The organism is Streptomyces sp. NPDC057428, assembly GCF_042803195.1.
In the GTDB taxonomy this organism is placed as follows: Bacteria; Actinomycetota; Actinomycetes; order Streptomycetales; family Streptomycetaceae; genus Streptomyces.
Genome location: NZ_JBHVCT010000002.1, coordinates 66,671 through 87,857 on the forward strand (window position 1 = coordinate 66,671; position 21,187 = coordinate 87,857).

Below are 21,187 nucleotides of genomic sequence, written 5' to 3' on the forward strand. Positions count from 1 at the left end.
CCATTCTGGCCCATGGTGCTGCCACCTTTCGACAATCCCCCCTACTTGATCCCCGGCTCGATCCCCGGCGCGGGTGCCCGGCCCGCCCTGTGACAGCCCTGTGACAGTCGGGGGACAGCGCCATGAAACTGCCCCGGCAAGCTCAATGGCACACGGAACGAACGGACTCCACCGATGGGGGGCGCCAGATGAACGCACTGCACAGCACCACCTCAAGCGCAGTTGTCACACGCCTCCACGACGTCGGGAGGAGCCCGGAGAAGTCCGGCACCGGAGCGCGTGGGTGTTTCCGGGGTGCCGGTCGTCAGCACTCGTCGTACCTGACGATGGTTGACGCGTCCACGGGGGAAAACGGGGGAAAAGCGTACGGGGAGGGCTCGGGGGAGCGGAAGGTCCCGGCGCAGGCCGAGAGCGCCGAGGTGGCGTTCACCGCCTACGTCCAGGAGCGCCGTGCCTCCCTGTACGCGACCGCCTACCACCTGACCGGCGACCGGTTCGAGGCCGAGGACCTGCTGCAGAGCGCCCTCTTCTCGACGTACCGGGCGTGGGACAGGATCAGCGACAAGGCGGCGGTCGGCGGATACCTCCGCCGGACCATGACCAACCTGCACATCAGCGCATGGCGCAGGCGAAAGCTGAACGAGTACCCGACCGAGGAGCTGCCGGAGACGGTCGGCGACACGGACGCGATGCGGGGCACGGAACTGCGTGCGGTGCTCTGGCAGGCGCTGGCGCGGCTGCCCGAACTCCAGCGCACGATGCTGGTCCTGCGCTACTACGAGGGCCGCACGGACCCGGAGATCGCGTCCATACTCGGCATCAGTGTCGGCACGGTGAAGTCGAGCATCTGGCGGTCGCTCCGCCGGCTGCGCGAGGACGACGTCCTCAGCTTCGGCCGTGACGAGGAGGAGTCCTTCGGCGAGCTGGTGGCCTGAGGTCTACGGGGGAACGGGGGAGAACGCCGCCGCTTCGGGGGAAGCGGCGGTACGGGGGTGACACGCAGCGGGGGCGGACAGGCCGGGGGGTCCTGTCCGCCCCCGCTGTTTCGTCGCGCGACGGCCACGACGGCCCGGGTCCGGGCGGTCACGGCCTCAGTTCGGTACCCGGCTCCGGGGAGCGAGACAGCGGCCCGCCGCGGCGGCGGCCAGGCGGCCCAGCGCCTCCTGCTTGGCGCAGGGATACGCGCCCAGCGCGGCCTGGCGGGCCACGATGTGCCGCTCGGCCCGCATCAGCCGCCACCCGCGCCGCAGCAGGAACGGCACGGACTTCCGCCCTTCCCGCAGATCCCGCAGCAGACGCCGGCGGAACGTCGTGGACGGCCGCCCGCGCAGGCACAGGGCGTCGGCCAGTATGCCGAGCTCCTGGCAGCGCTCCACTATGTCCGCCGCGAAGATGCCCTCGGCGACGAACAGGGGCGTGCGTTCGATGTCGAGCGTCTCGCGGCCGACCCGCGCGCTCGTGGCGATGTCGTACAGCGGGACGTCCGTACGCCCCGTGCGGCACAGCTCGGCGACGGCCGCGACCGCACCGTCCGCGTCCCAGGACAGCGCCGAGTCCCAGTCGATGTCGGTACTACCGGTGACCCGGGGCAGTGTCGGGTCGTTTCCCTCCTTGTAGAAGTCGTCCAGGCGCAGCACGGGCAGACCGCTGCGGGCAGCGAGGGACGACTTGCCGGAGCCGGAAGGACCGGCGAGCAGCACGACGCGAGTGGGGATCGGTTGGGAACTCACAGAACAGAAGTGTGAGGCATTGACCCGCGTAGGGGATCCCCCGGAGGTCCTGTTGGTATCGAGCATCACACCTCAACTACTCTGCGCGCACGGATGATTACTCAACACGTCCCGATCAGGTGGGAAAACATGGCACGTCACGCACTGTCCAAGCCCCCCCGCCGCGCACTGCTGCGCGCCGGTCTGACCCTCACCGCACTGGGTGCGGCACTCGGTGCGGGAGGCACGGCGGCCCAGGCCGCCGTCCTGCCCGCCACACCCGCCACCGGTGCGGACTCCGCGGACAGCACCCTGGGGGCGGTCGGCGAGGCGGCGTCGCCCGCACTGACCAGCGCCCTCGGCTACGGACTCGCGGGGGCCGTCAAGCCCGTCACGGACCTGCAGCTGGATCCGCTCGCCGGGACGGGGGTGGATCCGCTGGACAACGCGGTGGGTACCCAGATCGCCGACTTCAAGCCGGTGACCACAGCCCTCGTCACAGACCCGCTGACCAGCGGGGCCGCTCTGGGCGACCTGCCCGTGATCGGCGAGGTGACCGGTCTGATCACCGGCTGAATCGACCGCGGACGCGCGTACGGGGCCGCTCGGGGCGGCCCCGCACGCGCGTCCGGCGGCTCAGTACGAGGAGCCGGAGGCCCCCAGGGCGCCCGTCGGGTGCCAGACCGTCTTGGTCTCCAGGAAGGCCGTCAGGCGGTGCGTGCCCGGGTCGGCCGACCAGTCCGCCCCGTCCACAGCCTGTGGACGGTTGCGCACGACGCGCTTCAGGTTGTCCGCGGCCGCGATCTCCAGTTCCGTCGCCAGTTCGGCGTCGGCGCCGGTGAGGTCGATGGCGTTGACGTCCTGGTGGGAGGCCAGCGGGGCCGCGAGCTCGGCCGTCCTCCCCGACAGGATGTTCACCACGCCGCCCGGCAGGTCGGAGGTGGCCAGTACCTCGCCCAGCGAGAGCGCGGGAAGGGGTGCGTCCGCCGAGGCGACGACGACCGCGGTGTTGCCGGTCGCGATCACCGGGGCGATCACCGAGACCAGGCCGAGGAAGGACGACTCCTGCGGCGCCAGGACCGCCACCACGCCCGTCGGCTCCGGGGTGGAGAGGTTGAAGAACGGGCCCGCCACCGGGTTCGCCCCGCCCACGATCTGGCCGATCTTGTCGGTCCAGCCCGCATACCAGACCCAGCGGTCGACCGCCGCGTCGACGACGGCCGCGGCCTTGGACTTCGACAGCCCCTCCGCGTCCGCGACCTCGCGCACGAACTGGTCCCGGCGCCCCTCCAGCATCTCCGCGACGCGGTAGAGGACCTGGCCGCGGTTGTACGCCGTCGCGCCCGACCAGCCGCCGAACGCCTTGCGCGCGGCGACGACCGCGTCACGGGCGTCCTTGCGGGACGACAGCGGGGCGTTGGCCAGCCACTTGCCCTTGCCCGCTGCGGCAGTGGCTGATTTCTTCGCGGTCACCTCGTACACCCGGCCGCTCTCGGAGCGGGGGAACTTGCCCCCGACGTACAGCTTGTAGGTCTTGAAGACGCTCAGTCGCCCGTCAGACATCGAGGTAGGCCTCCAGACCGTGGCGGCCGCCTTCGCGGCCGAAGCCCGACTCCTTGTATCCGCCGAACGGCGAGGTCGGGTCGAACTTGTTGAACGTGTTGGCCCAGACGACGCCCGCGCGGAGCTTGTTCGCCACCGCGAGGATGCGGGAGCCCTTCTCCGTCCAGATGCCTGCCGAGAGGCCGTACTGACTGTTGTTCGCCTTGGCGACCGCCTCGTCCGGGGTCCGGAACGAGAGGACGGACAGCACCGGGCCGAAGATCTCGTCACGGGCCACCGTGTGCGCCTGGGTGACGTTGGTGAAGAGGGTCGGGGCGAACCAGTAACCCGACGACGGGAGGTCGCAGGGGGCCGACCAGCGCTCCGCGCCCTCCGCCTCGCCGGTCTCCACCAGGGCGGTGATCCGGGCGAGCTGCTCGGCGGAGTTGATCGCGCCGATGTCGGTGTTCTTGTCCAGCGGATCGCCGAGCCGCAGCGTGGACAGCCTGCGCTTCAGGGCGTCCAGCACCTCGTCCTGGACCGACTCCTGGACCAGCAGCCGCGATCCCGCGCAGCAGACCTGGCCCTGGTTGAAGAAGATCCCGGTGACGATGCCCTCGACCGCCTGGTCGACCGGTGCGTCGTCGAAGACGATGTTCGCGCCCTTGCCGCCCAGTTCGAGCGTGGCCTTCTTGTCCGTGCCGGCGATCTGCCGGGCGATCGCCTTGCCGACCGCGGTCGAGCCGGTGAAGGCGACCTTGTTCACGTCGGGGTGCGAGACGAGTGCCTCGCCCGCGTCGCCGTAACCCGTCAGGATGTTGACGACACCCTTGGGCAGGCCGGCCTGGCGGCAGATGTCCGCGAAGAACAGGGCGGAGAGCGGAGTCGTCTCGGCGGGCTTCAGCACCACGGTGTTGCCGGTGGCGAGCGCCGGGGCGATCTTCCAGGCCAGCATCAGCAGCGGGAAGTTCCACGGGATGATCTGGCCGGCCACCCCGAGCGGACGGGGGTTCGCCCCGTAGCCCGCGTGGTCCAGCTTGTCGGCCCAGCCCGCGTAGTAGAAGAAGTGAGCGGCGACCAGCGGGAGGTCCGCGTCGCGGGTCTCCTTGATCGGCTTGCCGTTGTCCAGGGTCTCCAGGACGGCGAGCTCCCGGGAGCGCTCCTGGATGATCCTGGCGATCCGGAAGAGGTACTTGGCGCGCTCGGAGCCGGGCAGGGCCGACCACTTCTCGAACGCCTTGCGTGCGGCCTTCACGGCCCGGTCCACGTCCTCGGAGCCGGCCCGTGCGACCTCGGAGAGCACCTCCTCGGACGAGGGGCTGACCGTCTTGAAGACCTTGCCGTCGGCGGCCTCGGTGAACTCGCCGTCGATGAACAGGCCGTACGAGGGGGCGATGTCGACGACGGAGCGGGACTCCGGAGCCGGCGCGTATTCGAATGCAGATGCCATGGGGATCAGTCCACCGTCACGTAATCGGGGCCGGAGTAACGGCCGGTGCTGAGCTTCTGGCGCTGCATCAGCAGGTCGTTCAGCAGGCTGGAGGCGCCGAAGCGGAACCAGTGGTTGTCCAGCCAGTCCTCGCCCGCGGTCTCGTTCACCAGGACCAGGAACTTGATGGCGTCCTTGGTGGTGCGGATGCCGCCGGCGGGCTTCACGCCGATCTGCACACCCGTCTGCTGCCGGAAGTCGCGCACGGCCTCCAGCATCAGCAGGGTGTTCGCCGGCGTCGCGTTCGTGGCGACCTTGCCGGTCGACGTCTTGATGAAGTCCGCCCCCGCCAGCATCCCGAGCCAGGAGGCGCGCCGGATGTTGTCGTACGTCGACAGCTCGCCGGTCTCGAAGATCACCTTGAGCCGCGCCGAGCCGCACTCGGCCTTCACGGCGACGATCTCCTCGTACACCTTGAGGTAACGGCCGGAGAGGAAGGCCCCCCGGTCGATCACCATGTCGATCTCGTCGGCCCCGGCCGCCACGGCGTCGCGGACGTCCGCGAGCTTGACGTCGAGCGCGGCGCGGCCGGCGGGGAAGGCCGTCGCCACGGAGGCCACCTTCACCCCGGAGCCCGCCAGCGCCGCGACGGCGGTCGCCGCCATGTCGGGATAGACGCAGACCGCGGCGGTGCGCGGGGTCGTGCGGTCGGTGGGGTCGGGGTTGACGGCCTTGGCGGCGAGAGCCCGGACCTTGCCCGGGGTGTCCGCGCCTTCCAGCGTCGTCAGGTCGATCATCGAGATGGCGAGATCGATCGCGTACGCCTTGGCGGTCGTCTTGATCGATCGTGTGCCGAGGGACGCGGCGCGCGCTTCGAGGCCGACGGTGTCGACGCCGGGCAGCCCGTGCAGGAAGCGGCGCAGCGCACTGTCGGACGCCGTCGCGTCGGCGAATGCTGGAGCAGTGGTGGGCATGGTCACCACACCAGCATATCTACGCGCGTAGCAACATGTACAGGCCCGTTCTCCTTCCGGTCCTCCCGCGACCTCCGCGAGGCCGGGCCGCACCTGCTCCGCCACTTCAGGCAGAATCGGGAGCATGACGAGTCCCACACCCTCCGCCGAGCCCGCCCACGCCGACCGGACCTACCGGTCGGGTGCCGGCATCGTCAGCGGCGTGCTGCTGATCCTGCTGGTCGGCTGGATCGGCGGGGACGCGGTGTTCCGGGGCACGGGGCGGGTGCCCTGGCTGTCACTGGCCGCCCTGCTGACCGTGGTCCCGCTGATCGTCGCGTTCACCCTGAGGCCTGCGGTCTTCGCCGACGTCGAGCGGATCCGCATCCGCAACCCGTTCCGCACGATCGTGGTGCCGTGGGCCGACGTCTCCACGGTACGCGCCACGTACTCCAGCGAGATCTTCACCCACGGCGGTGACAAGTATCAGTTGTGGGCGGTCCCGGTCTCGCTGCGCGAGCGCAAGCGGGCGTCCAGGAAGGCCGTCCAGCGGGCGCACGACGATCCCTACGGCCGCACGTCCGCGCACGCCGACGTCCGCGACTCCCAGGCGCTTACGGCCGCCGCGGATCAGACGGTGGGCGACCTGCGGGAGCTCGCCGAGCGCGCCGCCGCCCGCACCGAGAAGGCCACGACGACCGCCTCGGTGCGCTGGGCCTACGAGGTGATCGCCCCGGCCGCCGTGGGTCTGGTGGCGCTCGTGGTCCTGTTCGCCGTCAGCTGACGGGGGAGCGGGGCGTCGGGCCCGCGCGCGTGCCCACCGGTCACGCCGCCTTCGCCTCCCCTGTGCGGCCCGCTCAGATGCCGGCCGCGGCTGCCAGGTCGCGCTTGACGGCGGCGAGGAGTCCGGCGCCCTTCGCGGCCGCCCCGGGCAGCTCGTCGGCCGATGCGACCGGGACGACGACCTCCAGGTAGCACTTGAGCTTGGGCTCGGTGCCGCTCGGGCGGACGATGACCCGGGCGCCCGTCAGGTGGTAGCGCAGGCCGTCGGTGGGCGGCAGCGCGCCGGTGCCCAGGGAGAGGTCCTCGGCCGAGGTGACGGGCAGGCCGGCCAGTTCGGCCGGCGGGTTCTCGCGCAGGCGCCGCATGGCGTCGGCGATGACCGACAGGTCCTCGACCCGGACGGACAGCTGGTCCGTCGCGTGCAGCCCGTGCTCGACGGCCAGGTCGTCCAGCAGGTCCAGGAGGGTGCGGCCCTTCTCCTTGAGCGCGGAGGCCAGCTCCGCGATCAGCAGGGCGGCCGTGATGCCGTCCTTGTCGCGCACCCCGTCCGGGTCGACGCAGTAACCGAGCGCCTCCTCGTAGCCGTACCTCAGCCCGTCGACGCGCGCGATCCACTTGAAGCCCGTCAGCGTCTCCTCGTAGCCGAGGCCGGCCTTCTCGGCGATACGCCCCAGCAGTGACGAGGAGACGATCGACTCGGCGAACACGCCCGTGACGCCCCGCTCGACGAGGTGCGCGGCGAGCAGCGCGCCGACCTCGTCGCCCCGCAGCATCCGCCAGCCGCCCTCGACGGCGGGGTCGGGTACGGCGACGGCGCAGCGGTCGGCGTCCGGGTCGTTGGCGATGACGATGTCCGGCCGGGCCGCGCGTGCGGTCGCGAAGGCCAGGTCCATGGCCCCCGGCTCCTCCGGGTTGGGGAAGGCGACGGTGGGGAACGCCGGGTCGGGCTCGGCCTGTTCGGCGACCAGCACCGGCTCGGGGAACCCGGCCCGTGCGAAGGCCGCGGTCAGGACGGACGTGCCGACGCCGTGCATGGCGGTGTAGACGGTCCGGGCGGTCCGGGGTGAGCCGGGGCTGAGGACGGCGTCCGTACGGGCGAGGTAGGCGGCCAGGACCTCTTCGCCGAGGGTCTCCCAGCCGGACTCGGGACGCGGCACACGCTCGAGCGGGCCGACCGCCTCGATCGCGGCGGCGATCTCCGCGTCGGCCGGAGGCACGATCTGCGAGCCGTCACCCAGGTAGACCTTGTAGCCGTTGTCGCGCGGCGGGTTGTGGCTGGCAGTGACCTCCACGCCGGCGACCGCCCCGAGGTGCCGTATGGCGAACGCCAGGACGGGTGTGGGCAGCGGGCGGGGGAGCACCGCCGCGCGCAGCCCCGCTCCGGTCATCACGGCCGCGGTGTCGCGGGCGAAGTCGGCCGACTTGTACCGGGCGTCGTAACCGATGACGACGAGCCCGCCGGCCTGTCCCTGCGCCCGCAGGTAGGCGGCCAGACCCGCGGCGGCACGGATGACGACGGAGCGGTTCATGCGCATCGGCCCGGCGCCGATCTCGCCCCGCAGGCCCGCCGTGCCGAACTGGAGCGTGCCGGCGAAGCGGTCGGCGAGCTCGGTGAGGTCACCGGCGTCGATGAGCCCGGCGAGCTCCGCGCGGGTCTCGGGGTCCGGGTCCTCGGCGAGCCAGGTCCTGGCCCGCGTGATGAGGTCCTGCTGCACGGTGTCCGCCTTTCTGCGGTGCGGTTGTGTGGGGCGGGGAGGGTCGGCTGTCGCGCGGGGCGGTCACCCCGCCGGCCCCTTCCGTGACCGGTGCTCCGGTCGAGGGGCCCCGGACCGCCGCGCCCCGATCGCCGGAGCGGCCGATGATGCCGGGCCCGGACGACGCGAGACGCCGGCCGAGGCCGATTCCGCCGGGTCGCGGGGTGATCAGATGCGGTCGAGTACCCGGGCCAGCAGGGCGCCCATCCGGGTGGCGGAGTCGCGGCCGGCCTGGAGGACCTCCTCGTGGTTGAGGGGCTCGCCGCTCAGGCCCGCGGCCAGGTTCGTGACCAGGGAGATGCCCAGCACCTCGGCACCGGCCTCACGCGCCGCGATGGCCTCCAGGACCGTCGACATGCCGACGAGGTCGCCGCCCATGACCCGGACCATGCCGATCTCGGCCGGGGTCTCGTAGTGCGGGCCGGGGAACTGTACGTACACGCCCTCCTCGAGCGTGTCGTCGATCTCCTTGCACAGGGCGCGCAGCCGCGGCGAGTACAGGTCGGTCAGGTCGACGAAGTTCGCGCCCACGATCGGCGAGGCCGACGTGAGGTTGATGTGGTCGCTGATGAGGACCGGCTGGCCGGGGCGCATGCCCTCGCGCAGCCCGCCGCAGCCGTTGGTCAGGACGATCGTCCCGCAGCCCGCCGCGACGGCCGTGCGCACGCCGTGCGCCACGGCCGCGACGCCGCGGCCCTCGTAGTAGTGCGTGCGGCCGAGGAAGACCAGGACGCGCTTCTCGCCGATCCGGTACGAGCGGATCGTGCCACCGTGCCCCTCCACGGCCGGGGCCGGGAAGCCGGGCAGCGCGGTGACGGGGAACTCGGCCTCCGGGGCGCCGAGCGCCTCGCCGGCGGGGGCCCACCCGGAGCCCATCACGAGAGCGACGTCGTGGGTCTCGACGCCGGTCAGCTCGCGCAGGCGGGCGGCGGCGTCGGCGGCGGCGGCGAGGGGGTCGCCCTGGATGTGGTCCGGAATAACAGATACGTTCACGCGGATGAGGGTAACCGCTGATTCCCTACGCGCGTAGATGTGCTCGTTGAGAGTCTGGCCGGACCTCTTCGTATTCTCGTACAGAAACTGTGGCGGGCCCAGGTTCAGCAGGGGTGCTTGCGCACGTTCATCACGTAGTCGTGCGGTGCTCCGGCGGACTCGGCGGCATCCGCCACCTCGCCCAGGTACCTGGCGGAGGGCAGCCCGCCCTCGTAACCGTTCAGCACGTACATCCAGGCGGGCTCGTCGCCGTCCAGCGTGTGGACGCGCACGCGCATGCGCCGGTAGACGTCGAGGCCGACGCCCTCCCAGCGGTCCATGGAGTCCTCGTCCATGGGTGCCAGGTCGTACAGCGCCACGAAGACCTGGGAGCGGGGGGCCTCCACCACCGTGGCCAGCGCGCCCTCCCAGCCCATCTGCTCTCCCCCGAACGTCAGCCGCCAGCCGTTGAGCCAGCCCGTGCCGCGCAGCGGGGAGTGCGGTGCGCGGCGCGTCATCAGCCGCGCGTCGAGGTTGCCGGCATACGCGGCGTAGAGCGACATGGGGTCGAGGGTACGGGAGGTGACGCGCGGTGCGGCGGTTCCGGGGCGAGGGACCACCCGTGCGGGACGCCCTGCGGCGGCCGGTGAACCGCGCCTCGACCGGGCGCGTGCCCGTATGGAGGGCCCCGGGGCGAAGCAGCTTGGCGCGTGCGGGACAATGAATTACGTACTGCATACGCCGGGGCGGCCCCCCGGACCCCCGGCCGGGGCGGCAGACGGCCGTGGGATGACACCACGCGAGGCGGACTTTTCGTGACCCGGATCGTGATCATCGGCGGCGGCCCCGGCGGCTACGAGGCTGCATTGGTGGGCGCCCAGCTCGGCGCGGAGGTGACCGTCGTCGACTGCGACGGCCTCGGCGGCGCGTCGGTACTCACCGACTGCGTGCCCTCGAAGACCCTGATCGCGACGGCCGAGGTGATGACCACCTTCGACTCCTCCTACGAGGAACTGGGCATCATCGTCGCCGACGACACCCCGCACATCGAACAGGTGGCGCGGGTGGTCGGGGTCGACCTCGGCAAGGTCAACCGGCGGGTGAAGCGCCTGGCGCTCGCCCAGTCCCACGACATCACCGCCTCCGTCACCCGCGCGGGGGCCAGGGTCATGCGGGGCCGCGGCCGCTTGGAGGGCCTCCAGGCCTCCGACGGCTCCCGGCAGGTCGTGGTGACCGCGGCCGACGGGACCGAGGAGCGGCTCACCGCCGACGCGGTCCTGATCGCGACGGGCGGCCACCCTCGGGAGATCCCGGACGCCCTGCCCGACGGCGAGCGCATCCTGAACTGGACCCAGGTCTACGACCTCGACGAGCTCCCCGAGGAGCTCATCGTCGTCGGATCCGGTGTCACCGGCGCCGAGTTCGCCGGCGCCTACCAGGCACTGGGCTCACGCGTGACCCTGGTCTCATCCCGCGACCGGGTGCTCCCCGGCGAGGACCCGGACGCGGCGGCCGTCCTTGAGGACGTCTTCCGCCGCCGGGGCATGAACGTCATGGCGCGCTCCCGCGCGCAGTCCGCCAAGCGCGTCGGCGACCGGGTCGAGGTCACGCTGGCCGACGGCCGCGTCATCTCCGGTACCCACTGCCTCATGGCGGTCGGTGCGATCCCGAACACCGCGGGCATGGGCCTGGAGGAGTCCGGGGTGCAGCTCAAGGACTCCGGGCACATCCGCACCGACCGGGTCTCCCGCACCAGCGCCCCCGGCGTGTACGCGGCCGGTGACGTCACCGGGATCTTCGCGCTGGCCTCGGTCGCCGCGATGCAGGGCCGGATCGCGATGTACCACTTCCTCGGCGACGCCGTGGCGCCGCTGAACCTGAAGACGGTCTCCGCGAACGTCTTCACCGACCCCGAGATCGCCACGGTCGGTTACAGTCAGGCCGACGTCGACTCCGGCAAGATCGACGCCCGTGTCGTGAAGCTGCCGCTGCTGCGCAACCCGCGCGCCAAGATGCAGGGCATCAGGGACGGGTTCGTCAAGATCCTCTGCCGCCCGGGCACCGGCATCGTGGTAGGCGGCTGTGTCGTCGCACCGAGGGCCAGCGAGCTGATCCACCCGATCTCGCTCGCGGTCGACAACAACCTGACGGTGGAGCAGATCGCGAACGCCTTCACGGTCTACCCCTCCCTGTCGGGCTCGATCGCCGAGGTCGCCCGCCAGTTGCACACCCGTAAGTCGGCCGGCGAGGCGTAGTACGGACCGCTCCACCTGCGACGAGGCCCCCTATACCACTAGGGGGCCTCACGCATGTACAACTTCTCTTATTCGGCGCAAACTGCTGAAAAGCAACGTACGGCCAGGTTACTGTCAGTTTCGTGTTCGCTGCAGAACGTCGTCAATTGATCCTCGAAATGGTGCGCGCCAACGGGGCAGTATCGCTCCGTGAGCTCGCCCGCGTCGTCCAGACCTCCGAAGTGACCGTACGGCGGGACGTGCGGGCGCTGGAGGCAGAAGGACTCCTCGACCGCCGGCACGGCGGTGCGGTATTGCCGGGCGGTTTTACGCGGGAGTCCGGCTTTCCGCAGAAATCCCATCTTGCCACCGCGGAGAAAACGGCCATCGCCGATCTGGCGGCCGGCCTGGTCGGTGAAGGCGAGGCCATCGTGGTCGGCGCCGGAACGACCACGCAGGAGCTGGCCCGCCGGCTCGCACGTGTGCCCGGTCTGACCGTGGTCACCAACTCGCTGCTCGTCGCCCAGGCGTTGGCCCATGCCAACCGGGTGGAGGTGGTGATGACAGGCGGCACGCTGCGGGGGAGCAACTACGCCCTCGTCGGCAGCGGGGCCGAACAGTCCCTCCAGGGGCTGCGGGTCTCCCGGGCCTTCCTCTCCGGGAGCGGGCTGACCGCGGAGCGGGGGCTGTCCACGTCCAACATGCTCTCGGCCAGCGTGGACCGGGCGCTGGTGCAGGCCGCCGCCGAGGTGGTGGTCCTCGCGGACCACACGAAGCTCGGCTCCGACACCATGTTCCAGACGGTGCCCACGGAGCTGATCACCCGTCTGGTGACGGACGAGCCACCGGTGCACGACGAGCGTGCGGCCACCGAGCTGCAGGCCCTGGCCGACCAGGGGGTGGAGATCACGGTGGCGGGACCCGACGCGGATACCTCGGCCGGAGACGCCCCGCCTCCTGGACGGCAGCCCAGGCAGGAGATGCCGCTGCCCGGGCAGCGGCGCACCCAGGGCGGCCACGGAGGGCCGGGAGGTCTCGGGCCGCAACTGCGGAGCGCGGCGGTGCTGGCGGACGGGCCGGTGGGCCGCGTCGCGGACATGCGGCGACGCTAGGGCGCGGGGTACCGGACGGCGCCCTCAGCCGCCGAGCGGGGATGACGGCCGCGGATCGGCCGGGTCCGCCTTCAGTCCGTGCAGCGCCAGCCGCAGCAGGCGGCCGGCCAGGGCCGGATCGGCCGGGGCCTGCTCCGTGGCCAGCGCGATCGCGTTGGTGAGGCGCAGCAGGTCGTCGATCGACACGTCCGCCCGGACCGAGCCGCTCGTCCTGGCCCGGGAGAGCAGCCGCTCGCCCGCCTGACGCAACGGCACATGACAGGACGTCAGCGCCGAGGTCTCGTCCGCGGAAGCCGACATGAGTGCCTGCGCCAGGCCCCGGTACTCACCCGCATGGGCGACGATCGCACCCAGCCACTCCACGAGCGCGGCGCAGGGCTGTTCGGCGTGCGCCAGCACGCGGGAACGGTCGAGCAGGTCGGTCAGGGCGTCCTGGAACACCGCGTTCATCAAAGCGTGGCGGTTCGGGAAGTGCCGGTAGAGCGTGCCGATGCCGACGCCCGCCCTCCGGGCGATGTCCTCCAGCGACGCGTCCGTGCCGTGGGCCGCGAAGGACGCCCGCGCCTCGCTCACCAGCCGGTCGCGGTTGCGGCGCGCGTCGGCGCGCATCGGCCGGGCCGGTGTCGTGCTCATCGCCATAGCCCTGTCCTCCTGGTGTCCGCTTCCGCGTCCCAGGATGCCACTGGGGGCCCGGCGGATGCCGGGCCCCCAGTGCACGAGGACGAGCGTCAGTCCTTGATCTCGCAGATCGCGGCGCCGGAGGAGATCGACGTGCCGACCTCGGCCGCCAGGCCCTTGACGGTGCCGGATCGGTGCGCGTTGAGGGGCTGCTCCATCTTCATCGCTTCGAGCACGACGATGAGGTCGCCCTCCTTGACCTCCTGCCCCTCCTCGACGGCGATCTTGACGATCGTGCCCTGCATCGGGGAAGCGAGGGTGTCGCCGGAGGCCGCCGAGCCGGACTTCTTCGCCGCGCGGCGCTTGGGCTTCGCCCCCGCCGCGAGGCCGGTGCGGGCCAGGCTCATGCCGAGCGAGGACGGCAGGGACACCTCGAGGCGCTTGCCGCCGACCTCGACGACCACGGTCTCGCGGCCGGACTCCTCGTCGGCGTCCTGGTCCGCGGGCACCGTGAAGGGCTTGATGTCGTTGACGAACTCCGTCTCGATCCACCGGGTGTGGACCTGGAAGGGGTCCGAGGTGAACGCCGGGTCGGTGACGACCGCGCGGTGGAAGGGGATGGCGGTGGCCATGCCCTCGACGGTGAACTCGCTCAGCGCACGCGCGGCGCGCTGCAAGGCCTGCTCACGGGTCGCGCCGGTCACGACCAGCTTCGCGAGGAGGGAGTCCCAGGCGGGACCGATGACGCTGCCGGTCTCCACGCCCGCGTCCAGGCGGACGCCCGGACCGGTGGGCGGGTCGAAGAGGGTGACGGTGCCGGGGGCGGGGAGGAAGCCGCGGCCCGGGTCCTCGCCGTTGATCCGGAACTCGAAGGAGTGGCCGCGCACGGCCGGGTCGCCGTAACCGAGCTCCTCGCCGTCGGCGATGCGGAACATCTCGCGGACGAGGTCGAGGCCGGTGACCTCCTCGGTGACGGGGTGTTCCACCTGGAGGCGGGTGTTGACCTCGAGGAAGGAGATCGTGCCGTCCATGCCGACGAGGAACTCGACGGTGCCGGCGCCGACGTAGCCGGCCTCCTTCAGGATCGCCTTCGAGGCCGCGTACAGCTCGGCGTTCTGCGCCTCGGACAGGAAGGGCGCCGGGGCCTCCTCGACGAGCTTCTGGTGGCGGCGCTGCAGTGAGCAGTCACGCGTCGAGACGACGACGACGTTGCCGTGCTGGTCGGCCAGGCACTGGGTCTCCACGTGGCGCGGCTTGTCCAGGTAGCGCTCGACGAAGCACTCGCCCCGGCCGAAGGCCGCGACGGCCTCACGGACCGCGGAGTCGTACAGCTCGGGGATCTCCTCCAGCGTGCGGGCGACCTTCAGGCCGCGGCCGCCACCGCCGAAGGCCGCCTTGATCGCGACCGGCAGGCCGTTCTTCTCGGCGAACTCCACGACCTCGTCGGAACCCGAGACCGGGTCCGGCGTGCCTGCCACCAGCGGCGCGCCGGCGCGCTGGGCGATGTGGCGGGCGGCGACCTTGTCACCCAGGTCGCGGATCGCCTGCGGCGGCGGGCCGATCCACGTCAGGTCCGCGTCCAGCACGGCCTGGGCGAACTCCGCGTTCTCCGAGAGGAAGCCGTAACCCGGGTGGATCGCGTCCGCCCCCGAGTCCTTGGCTGCCTGGAGCACCTTGGCCATGTCCAGATAACTGGCGGCCGGGGTGTCACCGCCCAGAGCGAACGCTTCGTCGGCCGCGCGCACATGCAGGGCGTCCCGGTCCGGATCGGCGTAGACGGCTACGCTCGCGATCCCGGCATCCCGGCAAGCCCGAGCAACACGGACAGCGATTTCGCCACGGTTGGCGATGAGCACCTTGCGCACGATGGCTCCCTCCTTGAGAACAAGCTGAGTTTAGGGACTACCGACACGGCCGTACGACCCGTCCCCAATAGTGAACTTGCCCACACGGAGTGTGATTCGAGGCTTGCTCGAGTCGCGAAATCCCTTGTCGCACCACGCTACGCCGGGATCCTCAAGGGCACAGTAGCCACGAAGTGTGGCCCAAGTCTCTGTCCGGACGGCCAACGGCGCGCGGCGTTTCTTTGTGGACTCCCTACGAATGGCCGATGGAATCTTTGCCTCGGCACGACGGCGCGCACGGCGCGTCCCCGCGGTGGGACGCGCGGGCGGTGCGCGCGAGCGGCCGAGGGCGCCCGCCCCCTTGTCCGGCGCGTTACCCGTTAGTAGGGTCCGCGCTATCGCACGTACTACAGGTAACAGGGGGTGGCGCCGTGGTGCGCAGACCGGTGGCCTTCGTGACCGCGATCGTTCTGTTCGTGGAGGCCGTGGGCATCGTGATCGTCAACGGCATCCTGGCGACGGTCGCGGGCAACCAGAGCATGTCCCTCGCGGGGATGGACCCGGCCGCCATGGTCACCGGCACCTGGGTGATGGGCTGCGTCTCGGGCGTCCTGCTCGTACTGTGCGGGCTGATACCGCTGCTGGCCGGGATACGCGACCGGGCACCGGGCCGCTTCGGCAGGATCGCCCTCATCGCCTGCGCGGTCGTCCACGGGGTGCTGGGCGCACTGGCGGTGGGGCTGATCGGCTGGGCGGCCTTCGCGTTCATGATGGCCGTCCTCGCACTGATCGTGCTGACGCTGGTGGCGTTCGACCGGCGTGGGCCGGAGGCCGCTCCGGCCGGTCCCGGAGGGACCCCGGCCGCCGTGTGAGTCGGCCGTCGCCGGTTCGGACCCGGAAATCGCCCGTTCAGACCCAGAAATCGGTGACGGAGAAGTCCAGTTCGCCCAGAAGCCGGCGCAGGAGGGGCAGCGAGAGCCCGATGACGTTGCCGTGGCTGCCCTCGATCGCCTCGACGAACGGCGCCGAGCGGCCGTCCAGCGTGAACGCTCCCGCGACGTGCAGCGGTTCGCCCGACGCGACGTACGCCGCTACCTCGGCGTCGGTCGGCTCGCCGAACCTGACGACGGTGGAGGCGGTCGCCGACGCCGTGCGGCCGGTCGCCGTGTCGATGACGCTGTGGCCCGTCCGCAGGATGCCCGACCGGCCGCGCATCGACTTCCAGCGCGCCGTGGCCTCCTCGCCGTCCGCGGGCTTGCCGAACGCCTCGCCGTCCAGCTCCAGCACCGAGTCGCAGCCGATCACCAGTGCGCCGGACGCCTCCGGGCGGGCCGCGACCGCGGCGGCCTTCGCCTCGGCCAGGACGAGCGCCAGCTCGCCGGGGGTGGGAGCGCTGACCGCCTCCTCGTCCACACCGCTGACGATCACCTCGGGGGCGAGGCCCGCCTGACGGAGGAGGCCGAGACGGGCGGGGGAGGCGGAGGCGAGCACGAGGCGGCGCTGATCAGTCATACCCGCCATCGTAGGCGGGGCGGGAGACCTCAGCGGGTGCCCAGTACGAACATCGCCACGACCATGGCCAGCGCCAGCAGCAGCCCCGCGCGGCGCATCATGTCCTGGGCGTCGCGGAGTTCCTTCGGAGGCTTGTTCTCGGGGTCGGACCACAGCATGCGTCCGATGGTGCTCCGGACACGGCTGCGGCGCCTGAGTACGCGTACTCAAGCGCCGCCCGCGGGCCCGTCGGGCCGCCGTGCCTCAGGAGGGCCAGTACGTCCGCGCCCACGACCGGGGACCCGGCCGCAGCGCACCACCGCGGGCGATGCGTCCCGGGTCCGACCACTGCTCGGGCGGCAGTGGGGCGCCGGTCGGTGCGGCGACGGCCGCCGCCGCGCGCGCCCGGACCACGGCGAGGGCCGCGGCAAGCTCCTCCGGGGTCGGATTGCCCCGTACGACCTTGATCATGGTGGCTCCCGTGGCTAGAGGGGGATGTTTCCGTGCTTCTTCGGCGGCAGGGACTCGCGCTTCGTCCGGAGCTGGCGCAGGCCCTTCACCAGGTGCGCCCGGGTCTCGGACGGCATGATCACCGCGTCGACGTAGCCGCGCTCGGCCGCGACGTACGGGTTGAGGAGGGCGTCCTCGTAGTCGGTCATCAGCTCGGCGCGGGTGGCCTCGGGGTCCTCGGCGGCCGCGATCGTGCGCCGGTGCAGGATGTTCACCGCGCCCTGGGCGCCCATGACCGCGATCTGCGCGGTCGGCCAGGCCAGGTTGAGGTCGGCGCCCAGGTGCTTGGAGCCCATGACGTCGTAGGCGCCGCCGAACGCCTTGCGGGTGATCACCGTGATCAGCGGGACGGTGGCCTCGGCGTACGCGTAGATGAGCTTGGCGCCCCGGCGGATGATGCCGCCGTACTCCTGGTCGACGCCCGGAAGGAAGCCGGGCACGTCGACGAAGGTGAGGACCGGCACGTTGAAGGCGTCGCAGGTGCGGACGAATCGCGCTGCCTTCTCGCTCGCGTTGATGTCCAGACAGCCGGCGAACTGCATCGGCTGGTTGGCGACGATGCCGACCGGATAGCCCTCGACGCGCCCGAAGCCGGTGATGATGTTCGGCGCGAACAGGGCCTGGGTCTCCAGGAACTCGCCGTCGTCGAGCACGTGCTCGATCGCGGTGTGCATGTCGTACGGCTGGTTCGCCGAGTCCGGGATGAGGGCGTCGAGCTCGCGGTCCTCGTCCGTGGTCTCCAGGGTGGCCTCCTCGGGGAAGGCCGGCGCCTCGGAGAGGTTGTTCGACGGAAGGTAGGACAGCAGGGACTTGACGTACTCGATGGCGTCCTTCTCGTCACCCGCCATGTGGTGCGCCACACCTGACGTGGTGTTGTGGGTGCGGGCGCCGCCCAGCTCCTCGAAACCGACGTCCTCGCCGGTGACCGTCTTGATGACGTCCGGGCCGGTGATGAACATGTGCGAGGTCTGGTCGACCATCACGGTGAAGTCGGTGATCGCCGGCGAGTAGACCGCACCGCCCGCGCAGGGGCCGACGATCAGCGAGATCTGCGGGACCACGCCCGATGCGTGGACGTTACGGCGGAAGATCTCGGCGAACAGGCCCAGGGCGACGACGCCCTCCTGGATGCGGGCCCCGCCGCCGTCGTTGATGCCGATGACCGGGCAGCCGGTCTTCAGCGCGAAGTCCATGACCTTGACGATCTTCTCGCCGTAGACCTCGCCCAGCGAGCCGCCGAAGATGGTGAAGTCCTGCGAGTACACACAGACGGGGCGGCCGTCCACCGTGCCGTATCCGGTGACGACGCCGTCCCCGTACGGGCGGTTCTTCTCGATGCCGAAGTTGGTGGAGCGGTGCCGCGCGAACTCGTCGAGCTCCACGAAAGAACCTGCGTCGAGCAAGAGCTCGACGCGCTCCCGGGCAGTCAACTTGCCCTTGGCGTGCTGCTTTTCGACGGCGCGGGCGGAACCTGCGTGTGTCGCCTCTTCAATACGGCGCTGCAGGTCCGCGATCTTGCCCGCGGTCGTGTGGATGTCGCTCTGCGGCTCGGACATCGGGTGGCGGCTCCCTGCCTGGTCACGGGGGACGGCTGGTACGTCCGGTAGCGCGCTCGACGGCAAGCTGCTCGTCGGCCGGTGTTGGCTACCGACCCGTAGCGTATCGGCGCGGATACGGTTCGGCAGTGCGTCGTTGGCCACACCTAATGTGGGTTGCATGACACCTTCCGATGCGCCGCACAACCGCTGGTCGGACCTCGACAGGCCGCCCCTCAACGTCACGGCGCTGCGCCGCGCGCTGCTGAGGCCCGGCGGTCTGTGGAGCTCCCTCGACGTGGTCGAGTCGACCGGCTCCACCAACTCCGACCTCGCGGCGCTGGCGGCGGGTGAGGGGCTCGCCGAGGGGGCGGTCCTGGTCGCGGAGGAGCAGACCGCGGGCCGCGGCCGTCTGGACCGTAGCTGGACCGCGCCGCCCCGCTCGGGCATCTTCCTCTCGGTCCACCTGACCCCCGGCGACGTGCCCGCCGAGCGGTGGGGCTGGCTGCCGCTGCTGACCGGCGTCGCGGCCGCGACGGGCCTCGCGCAGGCGGCGGGCGTCGACATGGCACTGAAATGGCCCAACGACCTCCTGGTGACCATCGGCGGCGAGGAGCGCAAGACCGGAGGCATCCTCGCCGAGCGGGCCGGGGACGGCGTCGTGATCGGCATCGGCCTCAACGTGTCGCTCCGCGCGGCAGAGCTCCCCGCCCCGCACGCCGGGTCGCTGGCGCTCGCCGGAGCGGTGTCCACCGACCGCGAGACGCTCCTGCGGGCCGTCCTGCGGTCGCTGGAGCATTGGTACACAAAGTGGCGTGACGCCGGCGGCGACGCGGCGGCCTCCGGCCTCCAGGCGGCCTACGCGGCTGGCTGCGCCACGCTCGACCGCACGGTGCGGGCCGAGCTGCCGGGTGACCGGTCGGTCGTGGGAGAGGCCGTCGCGATCGACGGCGACGGCCGGCTCGTGCTGGCCACGGGCGACGGCGTCCAGGAGCCGGTGTCGGCGGGCGACATCGTGCACCTGCGCGGCGAGGGGGGAGGTCTGACCTGATCCGGGGGCCGGGCACATGCGGGTGACGTCTCGCGGGACATCACCGCGCAACCGCGTGACCGGGGACGTGAGCCAGGGCACACCTGCCGTATCGTTGAGGGGATCCCGCGACAGATCGGCAGGGCAGTGCGCACGGAACGGGCAGGAGGCGGCCGGTGACCGTCGACGACGCGAACCCTGACGACGGCGCGAACCCTGACGACGGCGCGGAGCCCTCGTCGGCACGGCCGGTCCACTCGACACCGCATCACGAGGTCGACCACACGGCCGAACCGACCGACGACCCGCTCGCCATCCGGCTGGAGTCCCTGATCCTGGGGGCCGACCGCCGCTACACGCCTTTCCAGGCGGCCAGGACCGCCGGGGTCTCCATGGACCTGGCGTCCCGCTTCTGGCGGGCCATGGGCTTCGCCGACATCGGGCAGGCCAAGGCGCTCACCGAGGCCGACGTGCTGGCGCTGCGCCGGCTCGCCGGTCTCGTGGAGGCCGGCCTGCTCAGCGAGCCGATGGCGATCCAGGTGGCGCGGTCGACCGGGCAGACCACGGCCCGGCTGGCCGAGTGGCAGATCGACTCCTTCCTGGAGGGGCTGATCGAGCCCCCCGAGCCCGGCATGACCCGCACCGAGGTCACGTATCCCCTGGTCGAGCTGCTCCTGCCCGAGCTGCAGGAGTTCCTGGTCTACGTGTGGCGGCGCCAGCTCGCCGCCGCCACCGGCCGGGTGGTCCAGGCGGCGGACGACGAGGAGATGGTCGACCGGCGGCTCGCGGTGGGCTTCGCCGACCTCGTCGGCTTCACCCGGCTGACGCGCAGGCTGGAGGAGGAGGAGCTCGGCGAGCTGGTCGAGGCCTTCGAGACGACCTCGGCGGACCTGGTCGCCGCGCACGGGGGACGGCTCATCAAGACGCTGGGGGACGAGGTCCTCTTCGCCGCGGACGACGCGGGCACGGCCGCCGAGATCGCGCTCCGGCTGGTCGAGGCGATGGCCCAGGACACCACGATGCCGGCGCTCCGGGTCGGTATGGCGTTCGGGACGGTCACCACCCGCATGGGCGACGTCTTCGGTACGACCGTGAACCTCGCCAGCCGGCTCACGTCGATAGCGCCGAAGGACGCCGTGCTGGTCGACGGAGCGTTCGCCCAGGAAGTGATCCGGACCGGGGACGCCCCCGCCTCGGAGGCCCAGGCGGCCGAGGACGTCAGCGCCGCGGCGGAGCGGGCCCGGCTGGCGGAGAAGGAGGGGCGGATTCCCGGCGAGGAGCGGCCGCTGCCCACCTATCGCTTCGGTCTGCAGCCGATGTGGCAGCGTCCGGTGCGAGGGCTCGGCGTGGTGGAGCCCTGGCTGCTGGCACGGCGGGGCACACCGTCCTCCTGACACCGGGCCTTCCGGTCCCCGTGCGGGACGGCGGCCCAGGCCGGGCGCCCTTCCCGGGCCCGCCCGGCCGCGGCGGGCCAGGCCGTGTCCAGTGCCCCTCCCGGCAAGCTTTGCCCCGTCGCGCCGCCCAGCACGCACGCTCGCTGCGTTGGCCAAAAGCCCTGGTAGCTCCGCTACAAGGACTTCCGGCCGCCTTGCGATCGCACGCACCGGACGACGCTCCTACCGGGCAGACATTGCCGGTCGCGGCACTAGGATCCCGGAAACGCTCGTTAAC

At 71.7% G+C, this 21,187-nt stretch carries 21 protein-coding genes; 8 read left to right on the plus strand and 13 right to left on the minus strand.

The genetic code is table 11. The annotated features are described in order from the left end of the window. Positions 1-188 precede the first annotated feature (188 nt). A complete protein-coding gene (locus tag ACFU5K_RS01210) occupies positions 189-935 on the plus strand; it encodes a SigE family RNA polymerase sigma factor (protein WP_384055261.1) in 747 nt (248 codons plus the stop codon). A gap of 156 nt (positions 936-1,091) precedes the next feature. Here ACFU5K_RS01210 and ACFU5K_RS01215 read toward each other — a convergent pair whose 3' ends face one another. Next, positions 1,092-1,796, minus strand: a complete 705-nt coding sequence (locus tag ACFU5K_RS01215; RefSeq protein ID WP_384055264.1) for a uridine kinase — start codon at positions 1,794-1,796, stop codon at positions 1,092-1,094. Positions 1,797-1,859: 63 nt separating this feature from the next. Here ACFU5K_RS01215 and ACFU5K_RS01220 point away from each other — a divergent pair, with 63 nt between their 5' ends. Beyond that, a complete protein-coding gene (locus ACFU5K_RS01220) occupies positions 1,860-2,285 on the plus strand; it encodes a hypothetical protein (RefSeq protein ID WP_384055267.1) in 426 nt (141 codons plus the stop codon). A 60-nt stretch (positions 2,286-2,345) separates the two neighbouring features. Here ACFU5K_RS01220 and ACFU5K_RS01225 read toward each other — a convergent pair whose 3' ends face one another. From ACFU5K_RS01225 to deoC, 3 genes are read right to left on the minus strand one after another with little or no spacing between them, the layout of a single operon-like run. Next, complete coding sequence (locus tag ACFU5K_RS01225) at positions 2,346-3,272, minus strand: aldehyde dehydrogenase family protein (RefSeq protein WP_384055270.1); 927 nt, start codon at positions 3,270-3,272, stop codon at positions 2,346-2,348. Beyond that, positions 3,265-4,701, minus strand: coding sequence for an aldehyde dehydrogenase family protein (locus ACFU5K_RS01230; RefSeq protein WP_384055273.1), 1,437 nt, complete (start codon positions 4,699-4,701; stop codon positions 3,265-3,267). The genes ACFU5K_RS01225 and ACFU5K_RS01230 overlap by 8 nt, the downstream gene beginning before the upstream one ends. A gap of 5 nt (positions 4,702-4,706) precedes the next feature. Next, positions 4,707-5,654 carry a deoxyribose-phosphate aldolase gene (deoC, locus tag ACFU5K_RS01235; protein ID WP_384055334.1) on the minus strand — a complete coding sequence of 316 codons (948 nt, stop codon included), beginning with the start codon at positions 5,652-5,654 and terminating at the stop codon, positions 4,707-4,709. A 124-nt stretch (positions 5,655-5,778) separates the two neighbouring features. Here deoC and ACFU5K_RS01240 point away from each other — a divergent pair, with 124 nt between their 5' ends. Next, the gene (locus ACFU5K_RS01240) at positions 5,779-6,417 is read left to right on the plus strand and encodes a PH domain-containing protein (protein WP_384055276.1); all 639 of its coding nucleotides are present in this window, start codon (positions 5,779-5,781) and stop codon (positions 6,415-6,417) included. 73 nt (positions 6,418-6,490) lie between these two features. Here ACFU5K_RS01240 and ACFU5K_RS01245 read toward each other — a convergent pair whose 3' ends face one another. From ACFU5K_RS01245 to ACFU5K_RS01255, 3 genes are all read right to left on the minus strand, one after another. After that, a complete protein-coding gene (locus tag ACFU5K_RS01245; RefSeq protein ID WP_384055279.1) occupies positions 6,491-8,131 on the minus strand; it encodes a phospho-sugar mutase in 1,641 nt (546 codons plus the stop codon). Between the two features lie 207 nt (positions 8,132-8,338). Then, on the minus strand, positions 8,339-9,163 hold the full coding sequence (locus ACFU5K_RS01250) for a purine-nucleoside phosphorylase (protein ID WP_384055281.1): 825 nt from the start codon (positions 9,161-9,163) through the stop codon (positions 8,339-8,341). Positions 9,164-9,267: 104 nt separating this feature from the next. After that, positions 9,268-9,705 carry a gamma-glutamylcyclotransferase gene (locus tag ACFU5K_RS01255; RefSeq protein WP_384055284.1) on the minus strand — a complete coding sequence of 146 codons (438 nt, stop codon included), beginning with the start codon at positions 9,703-9,705 and terminating at the stop codon, positions 9,268-9,270. Between the two features lie 252 nt (positions 9,706-9,957). Here ACFU5K_RS01255 and ACFU5K_RS01260 point away from each other — a divergent pair, with 252 nt between their 5' ends. Further along, the gene (locus tag ACFU5K_RS01260; RefSeq protein WP_384055287.1) at positions 9,958-11,397 is read left to right on the plus strand and encodes an NAD(P)H-quinone dehydrogenase; all 1,440 of its coding nucleotides are present in this window, start codon (positions 9,958-9,960) and stop codon (positions 11,395-11,397) included. Between the two features lie 122 nt (positions 11,398-11,519). Next, a complete protein-coding gene (locus ACFU5K_RS01265) occupies positions 11,520-12,488 on the plus strand; it encodes a DeoR/GlpR family DNA-binding transcription regulator (RefSeq protein ID WP_384055290.1) in 969 nt (322 codons plus the stop codon). 24 nt (positions 12,489-12,512) lie between these two features. On the opposite strand, the gene ACFU5K_RS01270 is transcribed toward ACFU5K_RS01265, so the two are convergent. Beyond that, positions 12,513-13,127: a TetR/AcrR family transcriptional regulator gene (locus tag ACFU5K_RS01270; protein WP_384055292.1), complete on the minus strand. Its 615-nt coding sequence runs from the start codon at positions 13,125-13,127 to the stop codon at positions 12,513-12,515. An 89-nt stretch (positions 13,128-13,216) separates the two neighbouring features. Continuing rightward, on the minus strand, positions 13,217-14,971 hold the full coding sequence (locus tag ACFU5K_RS01275) for an acetyl/propionyl/methylcrotonyl-CoA carboxylase subunit alpha (protein WP_384055295.1): 1,755 nt from the start codon (positions 14,969-14,971) through the stop codon (positions 13,217-13,219). A 410-nt stretch (positions 14,972-15,381) separates the two neighbouring features. Here ACFU5K_RS01275 and ACFU5K_RS01280 point away from each other — a divergent pair, with 410 nt between their 5' ends. Continuing rightward, positions 15,382-15,822 (plus strand): hypothetical protein, encoded by a 441-nt coding sequence (locus ACFU5K_RS01280; protein WP_384055298.1) that lies wholly within the window; start codon positions 15,382-15,384, stop codon positions 15,820-15,822. A 37-nt stretch (positions 15,823-15,859) separates the two neighbouring features. On the opposite strand, the gene ACFU5K_RS01285 is transcribed toward ACFU5K_RS01280, so the two are convergent. The 4 genes from ACFU5K_RS01285 to ACFU5K_RS01300 form a co-directional block, all read right to left on the minus strand. Beyond that, a complete protein-coding gene (locus ACFU5K_RS01285; protein ID WP_384055301.1) occupies positions 15,860-16,471 on the minus strand; it encodes a nucleoside triphosphate pyrophosphatase in 612 nt (203 codons plus the stop codon). Between the two features lie 20 nt (positions 16,472-16,491). Continuing rightward, a complete protein-coding gene (gene mmpB, locus ACFU5K_RS01290) occupies positions 16,492-16,620 on the minus strand; it encodes a morphogenic membrane protein MmpB (RefSeq protein ID WP_099174806.1) in 129 nt (42 codons plus the stop codon). A gap of 85 nt (positions 16,621-16,705) precedes the next feature. Further along, on the minus strand, positions 16,706-16,912 hold the full coding sequence (locus ACFU5K_RS01295) for an acyl-CoA carboxylase epsilon subunit (RefSeq protein ID WP_384055303.1): 207 nt from the start codon (positions 16,910-16,912) through the stop codon (positions 16,706-16,708). A gap of 14 nt (positions 16,913-16,926) precedes the next feature. Continuing rightward, positions 16,927-18,507: an acyl-CoA carboxylase subunit beta gene (locus tag ACFU5K_RS01300; protein WP_384055306.1), complete on the minus strand. Its 1,581-nt coding sequence runs from the start codon at positions 18,505-18,507 to the stop codon at positions 16,927-16,929. 160 nt (positions 18,508-18,667) lie between these two features. Here ACFU5K_RS01300 and ACFU5K_RS01305 point away from each other — a divergent pair, with 160 nt between their 5' ends. Beyond that, positions 18,668-19,537, plus strand: coding sequence for a biotin--[acetyl-CoA-carboxylase] ligase (locus ACFU5K_RS01305; protein ID WP_384055308.1), 870 nt, complete (start codon positions 18,668-18,670; stop codon positions 19,535-19,537). A gap of 155 nt (positions 19,538-19,692) precedes the next feature. Then, on the plus strand, positions 19,693-20,910 hold the full coding sequence (locus tag ACFU5K_RS01310; RefSeq protein WP_384055311.1) for an adenylate/guanylate cyclase domain-containing protein: 1,218 nt from the start codon (positions 19,693-19,695) through the stop codon (positions 20,908-20,910). Positions 20,911-21,187 lie beyond the last annotated feature (277 nt).